Origin of the sequence: Polynucleobacter sp. JS-JIR-II-50 (genome assembly GCF_018687895.1) — a bacterium.
Taxonomy (GTDB): domain Bacteria; phylum Pseudomonadota; class Gammaproteobacteria; order Burkholderiales; family Burkholderiaceae; genus Polynucleobacter.
The window spans coordinates 1,306,208-1,319,454 of the sequence record NZ_CP061307.1; the positions used below are offsets into that span (position 1 = coordinate 1,306,208).

The window sequence follows — 13,247 nt, forward strand, 5'->3', positions numbered from 1 at the left end:
CCCTATTGTTTCACGGCATCAGCTACACAACGAAATCCGATATAAACCACGGCAATATCACCAGGCTTTGATTCCACATCGCTCTCTTGCTGTCTATTAGGGCCATACCACCACGATGCTCCACGAGTGATGTAGCCGCCATTGCGCTCAGTAGCAGTCCACTCCCAAACATTACCGCCCATATCAAACAAGCCATTGACGCCAGGCTTGGTTGAGCCAGTAATCACGTGCCCAGTTCCACGGTTCAAAGCGCCAGCTGGTGCAAGACCTTTATAGTCACCGCATCCGCTAAGGCAATGAGAAGCCGAGGGATTTGCGCCACCTGGATAGGGATAACGCTGACCCTTTATGTATCCAACTGGAGGATTAGTTCTTTGTTCTAAGAATGCAGCGTTCGTCCATTCGGCATCTGTTGGCAAACGTTTACCGTAATAGCGACAAATAGATTCAGCTTCTTTTTGATTGAGATGCGTTGCTGGCTCAGCATCCTTTGCAGATATGCCATAGGGAGTTTTCCAAGTCCAGCCTGGCTTTTGAACAAAGCCAGCCTCATAAGATAAGCCGCCACCCTTCTGCTCTGCGGCACTCACAAAACCAGTGAGTAACGCGTACGTCTTCACGTCGGCAATATTCATCTCCGTTTGATCCCAAATCAAATTTCCAATTTGCACAGTGGGAATAGTTGAAGTGGGCGCGCTTTGACTTGGGGTTGATCCAAGCGCTATGAACAAAAACCCAAGGCTAATCGATGGAATTAAAAGAATTTTGGAGATATTAAATTTTTTCATAAACAATCGCCCCCCAATACTTTGGGCTCATGAAATATCTTTAAAAACCGCCTGAACAACTTTCTCGCCAAAGATCTCAATAGCATTTCGACCTCTAGATTTAGCCTCATACATCGCCATATCGGCATTGTTCATTAAATCAGACTCATTTAATCCGTGATCGGGATATAAGGCCACGCCAATACTCGCACTTGTACTCACAGAGATGCCATCGGCTGTTATCGGCACCATGAGGGTGGATCGAATTTTTTCAGCAACCATCAGGGCATTCTTCTCATCACCAACACCCGGCAGGAGCACAATAAATTCATCTCCGCCTAGACGAGCCACAGTATCGGAGTCTCGTAAACAGGTTCGTATTCTTTCGGCAACCTGCATCAGGACTGCATCCCCCACGAGATGGCCGTAGACATCATTAATCGTTTTAAGATTATCTAAATCAATAAAAAGAAGCGCCAATTTAGTTTGGTTACGCTTGCAATTCGCCAGGGAATAAGAAAGTCGGTCAGAGAATAAGGTTCTATTGGGCAGTCTGGTAAGAACATCATGATGCGCACGATATTGGTTCTCAGCATTACGCCGATAAGTCCTTAGCAGAAAATAGGTTCCAATAAATAAAATGATGATGCTCAAAATGGTAGCAATTAGACCGCCAGTCGCATTTTTATACCAGTTGGCTAAATACAAAGTCTCGGGGACTACGGCTCCGACAATGAATGGGTAACCAGTAACCTTTCTATAGGAAATCATGCGCTCGACTGGAGACGTATTTTGCCGAGTAAAGCCGGTCTTGGATGTAAAGATCACACCGTTACCGTCTGCTGCTGCGCCTAAAGATTGCTCAATCAAGCTATTAGTATTGACACGACCTATTAGGTTTTCAACTAGTGGCCAACGAGTTAATAAGGTCTTGTCTTGGCGATACAGGGTTATCGCTGCACCATCGCCCAAATTAGCACCCAACCTCTCGTACAGAGAGGAAAAGACCTCTACAGAGACGCCCACCAAAATGATGCCCAAAAACTCATCATGCGCTCCATTGACGCGCCTGGCTAAATAAAAAACCCATTTACCGTTTCCCTTATTCTGGACGGGAGCACTATAGAAGGTCTCAAGATCATTGTGATTTTTCAAGTAGATAAAATAATCTCGATCCGCCAGATTAATTTCAGGCGCTGGGTAAGAGCGAGAAAAATTAAGCACTTTACCGTCATTGGCCACAAAAGTAGTGACATCTAAAATGGAATTCGATTTTGTCTTTTCCTTCAATAGTTCAAATTGATTTTTATTGGACGCGTACTTGCGATAGCTTTTCTCATCGTCAATTTTTTCCGCATAAACCACATCATCAATGCTATTTAGAACCGTATTTGCTGCAAAAATAATTTGCGAAGTGTGCTCAGCCAATATTAATGTCAAGGTAGATAGCTGATCTGCACGATCATCTGTTGTGTTACGGCGTAGCAAATAACCAGAAATTAGCGCATTAATGACGAAGATGATCGCCAAAATAATGGAAGCGCCCAAAATAAGGCGAGAGTTACGTCGAACATTAGAGCTGGGCTCAAAACTAATCGTCATTTAGAATCTCCATATAGCTTGGAGATTTTCAAGAAATTGTCTTTTTCCAGAATAAATGCTTCGACAATTTGCGGGTCAAAGCGAATTCCTTTTAGCCGAGTAATCTCCAAACAAGCCTCTTGATGGGACCACTGCTTTTTATAAACCCGCTCGTTGACTAAGGCATCGTAGGTGTCTGCCAATGACATTAATCGCGCTGCCAATGGAATTTCCTCGCCCTTTAGGCCCAGCGGATAACCCGTGCCATCCCAATTCTCATGATGGCCGCCAGCAATATTAATTGCGGCATCCAAGACATGGGTATTCTTTGCATCTTTGAGTTTGGCAGCACTGAGAACATCTTTACCCAAATTGGCATGGGTTTTCATCACTACCCACTCATCTTCAGTCAGTGAGCCCGGCTTATGCAGGATGGTATCCGGAATACCTACCTTCCCAATATCGTGCAATGGGGCAGCTTTAACAATGTTTTCTATTGACTTAAGGGTTAACTCATCTGTATATGCTCCAATTGACCGCAGCCTTTCTGCCAAAGCACGCACATAGTTTTTAGTTCGCAGAATGTGATTACCGGTTTCGTTATCTCGAACCATCGATAGCGCATTTAGGCTATTGAGCATTCCATCTTCAATGGCGTTCGAGCTCTTACGATATTCATGCCAGAGTTTTTCCATATAGTAATTAGTAATTAATATACAAATCGTGACAATTGAGAGTATTGCAGCTATGCGCATTGCAAAAGCCAGGCCACCCTCTTGATACAAGGTTCCAGGGTGAGTCATTTCTTCAAGCGATAAAAGCGAGCGAATGATGCGAGCTCCAAGCTGGAAAAACTCAACCCCAATCATTAATTTAATTTGATAAGCATTGTCTTTTTTTAATAGCTGACTTAAAGATACGATCTGCCAAATACAAAAGATACTGAGCACAACATTCATTAAATGAATGCGGTCTTGTGTTTCTCCAAAAAAGTGCAGATAGACGTAAATTAAGGAAGCGCTTACAAATAAGGCGAGAGCAACCAGCCTGCTCGACTTCATTGACACACCGTTCCAAACGCTGAACAGTAAAGAAATATTAGCGACGCCTGCAATCAGGAAGATATTGGCCAAGGCCAACACCATCTTGCCACCCCATGGGGCGGTCGCATAACCCAACATGGAGGCCGCTAAAAAGCTCAGGCCGATTGGCCAATAAATAATCCTAAATTGAGCGCGGTCGTCATCCGGGTTTGCTAAGAAACGGCCCATCAAGCCAACTAAGACGATGAATATGGCAAAGTAAAAGGTTTGATTTGCTAACTGCATGAAATATCTAAATAAAATAGGCCAATTAAATGCCGGTAATACATAATGTACCCTATTAGTCAGCATTACAAATCATAATCAATTGCCAGCCCATTGCTCACCTAACTTCAATCGCTCAATGACTTGGCATACCCTTCTCCGGTTTTGGCTTTTGAGCATTGCCCTTGTGCTGCACTCTCCAGCAAATGCTGTTGGTGGCGAAAACTGGGCTCAATTTAAATCTGCATTTATTGAAAATGGCAGAGTGATCGATGTCGGCCAGAACGGTATCAGCCACACCGAGGGTCAAGGGATGGCATTGCTACTTGCAGTACAAAATAATGACCCGGCCGCCTTTGCTCAAATCTGGACCTGGACACAACGTAATCTTCAAGTGCGTGACGATAAATTGTTTGCTTGGAGTTGGTCTCCAAGGGTGGGCATTAATGATCTGAACAATGCCAGCGATGGTGACTTGTTTATTGCCTGGGCTTTATCGCGAGCATATAAAAAATGGAACGAGCCTAGTTATTTGTTTGCAGCCATTCAGGTAAGTCAATCTATTAGAGCTAAGCTTGTACGTAAAACTAGCAAAGGAACAGTTTTACTTCCTGGAGCATTGGGCTTTGAAAAGCCAGAAGGATTGAAGCTTAACCTCTCCTACTGGGTCTTCCCGGCAATTAACGATCTTGCCATGCTTGACCCAGCACCGGAATGGGAGGAGTTAAGAACAACGGGTTTGCAGCTCATTCAAGAAGCCCGCTTTGGTAAATGGCAATTACCATCTGATTGGGTGACATTGGACGGCGAGGTTATTGCCCCAATAGATGGCGATCAATTTGGATACAACGCTGTTCGTATACCTCTTTACCTCATTTGGGGGGAGCAAGCCAGCCCCAACACAATTAAGCCCTTTCAAAAATTCTGGAGCTCTTTTGCTGGGAAACCGCTTTTACCGCCTTGGGTAAATGTGAATTCTGGTGAAATAGCAACGTACAATGCATCTACAGGCTTTCATAGTGTTGCAGCAATAACACTTGCTTACCCCAATGTACATTCAACCCCCTTGCCCAGCTTTAATCCGTCCGAAGGCTATTACTCTTCCATGCTTTCTTTATTCACCCAAATAGCTTTAGAGGATGCCAAAAAGTAATATGGGAATTTGGAGCTTTTATTTCATTATCAAAATAATCCTGTTCTATACAGGCTATATCCAGTTCCATTTTTTTGTTAATGCTGCTTTTGCGCTATTTCTGATTTTTTCCCATGTTAATCCGACCTTGCTACGGATTCGTAAATGGATAGCACTGCCCATTGCCATTGTTATTCTGTATTTTGATAGTCCACTGCCACCTCTGCGCAATATCATTCCTAAAATTAGCCAGCTACTCGACTTTAGTTTTCAGTACTATCTTGAGCTCTTAACCAGAATTTTGGATTGGCGAGTTATAGCCATCTTGTTGGGACTCTATATTGTTTACTTCCTTCTTTCTAAGAAGATCAGAATGACAACAATAGCCACCCTGGCCATCTTTAGTACCTTGCTTCCACTGGGGGTGACTATGCCTTCCTTAGCCTACGATTCAGATGGTCAAGTCATTGGTCTGCCTAGCGATTTAGAACTCACCGAATCCCTTGACGGCTTCTTTATTGAAGAATCGTCTCGTACCGCCTTCAACCGCTCACAAAAGGCTAGTGGAGCCCCATTTGATGTCCTGGTAATCAATGTCTGCTCCCTGGCTTGGGATGACCTGAAATATATCAAAGAAGATAACAATCCACTCTTCCAGCGCTTCCATTACTTATTTACCAACTTTAATTCAGCATCCTCCTATAGCGGACCTTCGATCATTCGCCTATTACGCAGCAGTCGCGGCCAGCAAGACCAACGGGATTTATACAAACCGGCCATCGAAGATTCTCTGATATTTAGTAATCTCAATAAAACGGGCTATCAAGTACAGTTGGCTTTGAATCATGATGGTAAATACGGTGACCTCCTGAAGGAAATCCGTAATGAGGGCGGTATGTCTGCCCCGCTATTCGATAACACGAATGCCGCACCTTACTTGAGGGGTTTTGATGGCTCGCAAGTCTATGATGACTTCTCCGTGCTATCCAATTGGTGGGATGCCCGCATGAAGTCCCCAAATGAGCGAGTTGCACTCTTTTACAACACGATCTCTTTACATGACGGCAATCGTGCGCTGGATGGTGGCAAGCTAGAAAACAGCGTCGAAACCTACTCTCGCAGAGCACGTAAATTATTGAGTGATATTGATCGCTTTTATGCCAAGGTCAATAGCTCTGGCCGACAAGTGGTAATTATGTTCATCCCTGAGCATGGTGCAGCGATTCGCAGAAACAAAAATGAGATCGTGGGTATGCGTGAAATCCCAAGCCCTAACGTGACGAATATTCCTGTGGGAATCATGTTTACTGGTAAAGCAGATGCGCCGGTCAAGACAAATATCATCGAACAGCCGACTAGCTACCTGGCTGCTTCCGACTTAATCTCTAAGTTTGTGGGTAAGGCACCTTTTGGCGCCAATACTCCAAGTCCAGAGATTTATCTAAAGAACCTGCCGAGTACACGCTTTGTGGCTGAGAATGAAGATTCAGTGATTATGAAGTTTGGAGCCTCGTACTATTTCCGCTCCAACGATATCAATTGGAATTTATTCGAAACCAATAACTAAGGCTTCGGCTTAGCTGTAGACTCCTGCCATAGCGCAGGAATATCTACCACTTTATCAGTGCTGACAGAATTGCCAAGTGCATCCAAGTAAACAACCTCGCCATTGATTTCAATCGGAGTCTTTTCTTGAGCAATCTTTCGAACCACTTCTAAGTTAGCCTTAATGTCAGGGCTATGCGGATTTAAGCGATACGCCCTCTCCAATAGGATGACTGCGGTAGAGATATCCTGCTCCTTCAACGCATACAGTGCACGTTCATTAAGCTCTCCGGGAAGATAGGGATCAAACTCAGGGGCACCGCTCAAGGGCTGAGCGCTGAGCATTGAGCATGCGACCAAACCCATCACCAGAAGCAAGATAGAGGATGAGATAGGTTTGTTCATTATCTAAAATTTATTAAAAGCGGGACGTCGGGATTACCGGCTGCGTTTGCAAAGGTACAGGGTTTGGCGCAGTACCATCAAGCGCAATCCGGACGTACAGCACAAAACTATTTGGAGCATAGTAAGGCGAACGCTCTAACTTTAAGCGATTACCAACAAAGACGGATGGTGTGACTTGATACTCCCAAGCTGCCAAGAAAGAATAGGCGCTACCAGGTCCAGAGCTTCCTGAATACGTGGCATTATTCGAGGCGGCTTGATATTCTGAATTGGTAGGAAAGTATGGTGCCGCATCAGTACGAGACCAGTTGGTTGATACCGAGCCACCAACAACATAGGAGAAGCGCGCAAAACGTTGCGAGTAATTTAAAGGAAGGGTTACAGAGCGATAGCTTTGCGGACTATAGTAACCACCCTGCCCATAAGTAAACTCTCCGGCATTTCTTTTAAAGCCCCAGAGCATGCCCGTGAGACCGCTAGAGAGCTGACGATCAGTTTCATTGACGATACGCCAGTTCAGACCGGCCATAAATTGATTGTCACTATTGCTCTGCACATTGGTACCCGTCAGGCTGCGCGCGCGATAGTAGGTCCATCCGCCCAAGGTACCACCCTGATCTAGGCTCAAGCCAACCGTTCCGCCAGTAGCAACCATACCGCCCCAAACGGAACCAGTCACAGGATCACGAGTACCAGCATAAGAAAGTAAGGTACTGGTCATGGGACGGCGCGCTAATTCCAATGAGATACCAACAGGGCCCGCATCCAGTTTCTGCTTTACTCCACCAATCCAATTTTGGGTAAGGAAGCCTAATGGGGTTGTACCGATATCAGCCTTGAAGTTTTGCTTCTCATACCCAATATTCAGAGCAGTTCCTGATGCAGATTGGTTTGAAAATGTTGTTGGGCAATTAGTTTTACAAGCAGCCATCGAACCAAAAGTACTTACTTGATATGCATTGCCAGCATCGATGGTGCCTGCATTAATATTGACCTGATCTACACGGAATGTCATCCTTTCATCCGAACGCATTGGCATCTTCCACTCCAGCGGAATCTCTGTAGCACGGTAATAAGACTGTCCTGGGGTGCCATTGAGGGATAAATAGTCGACCGCTGAATCAAGCCAATTAGTGCGCATGTCAATCATGTCAGCCATCTGTTTATATTGATATGCACTTCCTGATGGAACGGCTGATGGCTCCAGAATTGGTGGTTCAATCTGAAATACAGAAACTCCGGACGAGCTTGCTACTGGCTTGAGTGTAGACAGACTGTGGTAACTAGAGAGTGGCACTGGAGATTGAACAAGGGCGCGTTGTTCAATATCGATCGCCTTATCCAGATACCCCTCTCTTCTTTGGATCTGACTATCCAAATACATCATCTTGTAATTATTGGGCTTCGCAGAAATCAGCGGCTGTAGCTTTTCTTTAGCCACTTGAATATCGCCAGACCGAATGAATTGACCAATCGCCCTAAGCTCTGCTGCCTCTTGAAGATCAGCATAATCCTGCTTTTGACCTGGACTTAACTTTTGCCCTGAGACGAGTGCCATCTCTCTTTGGAATGCCTCTGGCTGGTCATTATTGAGGAGGTAATTGGCATAACGCAAATGCCATTCAACCGAAAGATTTGGAGTGCTTTGCTCTATCTTCTGAAAGAGCGCATTGGCTTGCTCTACTTTGCCTATTTTTCCCCACATCAGCGCAACCAGGGAAGAAAGGTCGGGATCGTTGGATACCTCATCCTCAAGCACGCTTAGCTGGGCGATAGCCATTTCATGATTTTCCTGGGCATTGAGTCTATTTATCTGAGTTAGCTGCAAATCAACCCAAACGCCTCTTTGGAAGCGCGTAATTTTAGGAGTACGTTCAGACGCTGGAATACGCTCCAAGATTTTGAGGGCTGGTTGATTTTGATCTAGACCAGATAAGTACAAAGCATAGGCATACAAACCTTCAATACTATTAGGGTGCGTTTTTAGAAAGGCATCAAATATTGCAATACCTTCTTTAGGGCGGTGCAGCTTTGCATATAAGCGCGCCAAATCTAAGCGCAGCCAAATCTCATCCTTATCGAGTGCTATTGCCTGTTTCAAAAGAACAATGGCTTTTTGGATGTCGCCCGCTTGGAGTGCCTGGCGAATATCAAAATCGAGTCGTATCTGAGTCAATTTCAGCTTATCGCTTGGTGATAGCTGGGCTTTGGCAAGCTGCTGCAATACCGGACCTAGCTCATCATCACGCTGTAAGCGATTGAGAACATTGGCATACGTTAAGCGGAGAGATATTGCATCAGAAGAGGGTTTGGCCAGCGCGCTGCGCATCAGGCTTAAAGCTTCCTCAGTTTTATCTGCACTTAATAAAAATAGAACATTCGCATTGGTCATCTCAGGATCATTGGGAGCAAGTCTCAAGCCCTCTTTAATTACAGCCAAACCCTTGTCGACCGAGCCCAGACCCTCATAAACTCCAGCCAGCTGAAAGCGCAACCAAGGATTGAGTGGATCAAGCTTTAATGCGCTCTGAAGATAGGGAATAGCGGCCTCACCCTGCCCTTTATTTACTAAATCATCTGCCTGTGAACTCAAAATCTTGATACGCAAATAATCATATCCCTTACCAGCAGGGCTATTTGCAGGTGCCTGCGCATTAATTAATGCCAGAGCATCATCTCGCCTACCAGTATTAATTAATAGCTGAACTAATCCCCGTAATGCAATGCCGTTATCAGATTCAATGGCCAAAGCTTCTCGGAATTGCTTTTCGGCTTCTTTGTTATTTCCTCGCTCAGCTTCAATAGTGCCCAAAACAGCAATCCCCTCTGCACCCTGCGGCTCCAACTGAATAGCTGCGCGGATTTTCTCCATCGCTAAGGGATAGTTCTTTTTATCTCTTGCGTCCTCGGCCTGATGAATTTGACCCCAATATTGACTTGTGGATATGAGACTCTTCCACTTGCCACTGTTTTCAGGATTGAGCGCTAAGGCTTTCTGATAGTAAGCAACAGCTTCTTGATAATTGCCTTGCCTCATCCGAATTAAGCCCATGCCACCCAATGCCAAATAATCATTTGGCCTATCCTTAAGGGTATCCATTAGCGGCGCCTCTGCACCTACGATGTCACCTTTATCCAATAGATCCAAACCTACCTGACGACGTCTAAGCAAAGGATCGCTTGCAATACGTTTACGCTCTTCAAGCGCATCCTTCTCCAGAATCCAGCGACCGGTTATTTCTTGATTATGGGGATCTAACTTTAGATACTGCTCATAAAGGGGGATCAGATCTGGGCCGATTTGTTGAGCATTGAGCACCTCTCTCCAAACTTGAAGCACTCTCTGCTTATCCACCTTGCGAACTTGATATGTCGCAGCCAAATTTTGAAATGCAAGGTTACGGGTTTCAGGCTTTGAGCCTAATAAAGCGTCTAAAGCCAAGGTGTATTGCAAGTTTTTAGGATCAGATTTAACCAAGCCCTCTAATCCTGAGCGTGCCTCGTTCCACCCCCCAGGCAAGCTAGCAATAATTTTGTAATAGCCCACCGCCAGATCACCCGCAGGTGGTCCGTTTGGGAACTTCTCTTTTAGAAATGCATTTGCCTCGGCTGACTTGCCACTCTTTTGAAGAATCGTAGCTTGGGTTAATACCCTTCTAGCTTCTGAAATCTCCTGCCTACTAAGGGTGCCATCCGAAGCATGGACAAGCTCAACTATGCCAACCGATGAGAGCAATGCAAAACCTAGGCAGAGATGAAGGGCTTTTATTTTCAAAGTCGTTATTTACCCAAAGACTTAGAGGATGTAAGTTTCTTACGCTCCTCCGACAACTCACCGGTGAAAAAGAGATACGACAAAATTCTTCTTAAATTTTGAATCGCCAATGAAAATACCATTTTGGATCCTTGGCCGTAGACAAAGCTCACGATCTTGAAGAAATTACTGTTATCCACAATAAATTCAGCGCCCAAAATAACTTCATCGCCGTCCTTGATGACCCGACGAATGATGCAATCCATGCGCTGTTGCGTTTTCAATACGCCAGATACAGAAACCTCGATTAGTTCATTATCGTCAATTAAGAACGGTAGATTCACTTTGATGCCGATGCCGGTTAAGGAAATATCAAAGACCCACCCTTCTAGCGTGGCGTTCAACTTAGGAAAATATACTGTCATCTTTTCCCCAGCCTGTAAGCGAGGGAAGGTTCTCGCCTGCTCATGATCGACTAAACCAATGGTGTAGACGATAAATAAATAGAGCAAGTAAATAGCCCAGTTTGCTAGGCCAGTGATCGCGTAAAACCAAACATAGGGATTAAAAAGCATCACTATAAAAGTGCCTACGCTTTTTGCAATGTAAGCAAAATAGCTCGCAAAGTTTTCGCGTACGGCCTTAAGCCCCAACTTCGTTAACAAATACAACTGGAGTTTTGAATGCTTGAGTTCCGCGCTAGCATCCCAAATATGCTGCCAACGACCACTATCTCCATATACAAATGCAATAGCGCCAGGACTTCCAATTTGCTCTGCAACAAACTGTGTGCCACAAAAATAATGGTCAGCCTCTTTTTGCATACGAACCACTTTTGCCCTAAATGTATAGTGATTTCCATAACTATCATTCACGGCCAATTGAATGGATTCGCCAACTTTCAGGTCCGTATTGAATGGAAGAACGAACCCAATGCCGCTTACCGAAACATCCTCCAAATTTGCCTCAATGCCAGGTAGGCCATTACCACGAAGCACTGTGACCGTTCCACCACCACCAATTCGGTAATAAGCTCTGACTTGACGCTTTTCCCAAAAGGCGCCTAGGGACATTAGGCCCAACCAAATATTGATGCAACACCATATTGCGGTGATAACGATGTTGTCATGCCAAATTGGCTCGTAATGCCAGCGAATAATCGCAATAGCGATAGAAACTGCATTAATAGTTACCAGAATAAATAATGGGAAGGCATCCCAGCTGAGCTGCTCTTTTTCTAATGTAAGGCCTTTTGGTGTTACGAGAAACTTTTGCTTCCAAGGATTTAGGAGAACAGGCATGAGCTCTCGAATCATTCTGAAGCCTTTGACAGTCTCATAAATTTCAGAGAAGAAGAGTTGACGCGAACCAGCAAAGAAGTATGAGATCACCACCAAAATACTCAATGCATAAGGAACGGTGAAATCCACCATCTCATGCCAATTGGCCGAATACACATTAAGACCCAAAATTAAGAAGGCTGATGGTGCCAAGAAAAAGATGTAACGTGCAAATCCAAAAAGCCAAGAGTACGACGAAGAAAAATAAGCCAAGCGTTGTGGCAGGCTCAGCCCACGCATGAATAAGGGGTTGTAATGCATCAAGATCTGGAGCATTCCCTTGGCCCAGCGAGAATGCTGAGTGAGATAGTCAGACGGAGTCTCTGGGGAAAGACCGCAGACCATGGGCCTGTTAATGTAGCCACTGTTATAGCCATGCGCATGGAGAATGAGTGAGGTCTCACAATCTTCGGTAATGGTCTTAATGGCAATACCTCCAATTTCCATGAGGTACTGACGACGTAGCAACGCTGCGGAGCCACAGAAAAAGGCCGAGTTCCAAAAATTCATAGCCGGCTGAATTTTTCGATAAAACATCTCACTTTCATCGGGGCGATTAGAGACCCCAGTAATGACATTATTCACTGGAGTTTCATTGATAAAGAAATGCGGCGTTTGGACCAAGAACATTTTGGGATCGCTTAAAAACTGCCCCACCGTGTTGTGCAAAATATCTTTGGTTGGTATTTGATCGCAATCTAAAATTAAAATGAGATCGCCATTGCTATGCTGCAAAGCGTGATTGATATTGCCTGCTTTAGCTTTTTGATTGGTATCACGTGTAATGTATTTCACGCCCAACTCTTTAGCGAGTTTTCTTAAGTTGTAATGGCGCCTCCAGGCTTGATGACCTGTTTCCTTACTGCGGCGCTTGGCATGCGTGCCACCATCATCCAGGATGTAAATATTGAGCTTTTCTTTGGGGTATTGAATCTGAGTCGCTGCCGTCACCGTCATGCGAACGATGGTTTCAGACTCATCGTAAGTAGGGATAAAGATATCCACAGAGGGATAAGAAGACTCGTCTTGAGATAGGGGAATAATTTCACTAGACATTGGCGAGAAGTTCACAAACATGTCTAGCAGGAATAAGGTGAAGCCATACAGCTCTGCCAGGAACAACAAGGCGGTGCCGATAAAATCAAAGAAACCGGTATACGTTAAGGTGTCATAGATCCGCCAGGCAATATATCGACAGCTAACAAATAGCGCTAGAACAATAAATAAGGAACGCCAAGGTTGATTGCGGAAATACTTCACCTTCGACATTAAGAAGATGATGAAGAAAGAGCCCCAACCTAAATAGAGCTGGCCACCAAGATTAAGCAATTCCTCGGCGAAGTAAATCATGACGCCAACACCAAAGGCAAACATGCATAAGCTTGCAGTGATTCTAAAATGACGATCGCGCATAAA

The 13,247-nt window shown here is 44.8% G+C and carries 8 protein-coding genes; 2 read left to right on the top strand and 6 right to left on the bottom strand.

Going from position 1 to position 13,247, the window contains the following annotated elements; translation table 11 throughout:
* Nucleotides 1-2: 2 nt before the first annotated feature.
* From FD963_RS06480 to FD963_RS06490, 3 genes are read right to left on the bottom strand one after another with little or no spacing between them, the layout of a single operon-like run.
* Nucleotides 3-788 carry an SUMF1/EgtB/PvdO family nonheme iron enzyme gene (locus tag FD963_RS06480; RefSeq protein ID WP_215361246.1) on the bottom strand — a complete coding sequence of 262 codons (786 nt, stop codon included), beginning with the start codon at nt 786-788 and terminating at the stop codon, nt 3-5.
* A gap of 27 nt (nt 789-815) precedes the next feature.
* The gene (locus FD963_RS06485) at nt 816-2,369 is read right to left on the bottom strand and encodes a sensor domain-containing diguanylate cyclase (RefSeq protein WP_215361248.1); all 1,554 of its coding nucleotides are present in this window, start codon (nt 2,367-2,369) and stop codon (nt 816-818) included.
* A complete protein-coding gene (locus tag FD963_RS06490) occupies nt 2,366-3,676 on the bottom strand; it encodes an HD-GYP domain-containing protein (protein ID WP_215361250.1) in 1,311 nt (436 codons plus the stop codon). Before FD963_RS06490 ends, FD963_RS06485 begins: the two co-directional genes overlap by 4 nt.
* A 118-nt stretch (nt 3,677-3,794) precedes the next feature.
* Between FD963_RS06490 and FD963_RS06495 the strand changes: the two genes are divergently transcribed.
* Both FD963_RS06495 and bcsG read left to right on the top strand, forming a co-directional pair.
* Entirely contained in the window at nt 3,795-4,808 is a 1,014-nt protein-coding gene (locus tag FD963_RS06495; protein ID WP_215361252.1) for a glycosyl hydrolase family 8, read from the top strand.
* Between the two features lies 1 nt (nt 4,809).
* Entirely contained in the window at nt 4,810-6,354 is a 1,545-nt protein-coding gene (gene bcsG / locus FD963_RS06500; RefSeq protein ID WP_251367355.1) for a cellulose biosynthesis protein BcsG, read from the top strand.
* On the opposite strand, the gene FD963_RS06505 is transcribed toward bcsG, so the two are convergent.
* Genes FD963_RS06505 through bcsA form a run of 3 tightly spaced genes read right to left on the bottom strand, consistent with a single transcriptional unit; the run spans nt 6,351 to nt 13,244 of the window.
* A complete protein-coding gene (locus FD963_RS06505) occupies nt 6,351-6,737 on the bottom strand; it encodes a tetratricopeptide repeat protein (protein ID WP_215361256.1) in 387 nt (128 codons plus the stop codon). The two genes, bcsG and FD963_RS06505, sit on opposite strands and share 4 nt — an antisense overlap.
* A gap of 13 nt (nt 6,738-6,750) precedes the next feature.
* A complete protein-coding gene (locus FD963_RS06510) occupies nt 6,751-10,512 on the bottom strand; it encodes a cellulose synthase subunit BcsC-related outer membrane protein (protein WP_215361258.1) in 3,762 nt (1,253 codons plus the stop codon).
* A gap of 5 nt (nt 10,513-10,517) precedes the next feature.
* Nucleotides 10,518-13,244: a UDP-forming cellulose synthase catalytic subunit gene (gene bcsA / locus FD963_RS06515; protein WP_215361260.1), complete on the bottom strand. Its 2,727-nt coding sequence runs from the start codon at nt 13,242-13,244 to the stop codon at nt 10,518-10,520.
* Nucleotides 13,245-13,247 lie beyond the last annotated feature (3 nt).

Bases quoted from the DNA above. Each gene is read 5' to 3' on its own strand.
- FD963_RS06480 (WP_215361246.1), bottom strand. From the start codon at position 788: ATGAAAAAATTTAATATCTCCAAAATTCTTTTAATTCCATCGATTAGC.
- FD963_RS06485 (WP_215361248.1), bottom strand. From the start codon at position 2,369: ATGACGATTAGTTTTGAGCCCAGCTCTAATGTTCGACGTAACTCTCGC.
- FD963_RS06490 (WP_215361250.1), bottom strand. From the start codon at position 3,676: ATGCAGTTAGCAAATCAAACCTTTTACTTTGCCATATTCATCGTCTTA.
- FD963_RS06495 (WP_215361252.1), top strand. From the start codon at position 3,795: ATGACTTGGCATACCCTTCTCCGGTTTTGGCTTTTGAGCATTGCCCTT.
- bcsG (WP_251367355.1), top strand. From the start codon at position 4,810: ATGGGAATTTGGAGCTTTTATTTCATTATCAAAATAATCCTGTTCTAT.
- FD963_RS06505 (WP_215361256.1), bottom strand. From the start codon at position 6,737: ATGAACAAACCTATCTCATCCTCTATCTTGCTTCTGGTGATGGGTTTG.
- bcsA (WP_215361260.1), bottom strand. From the start codon at position 13,244: ATGCGCGATCGTCATTTTAGAATCACTGCAAGCTTATGCATGTTTGCC.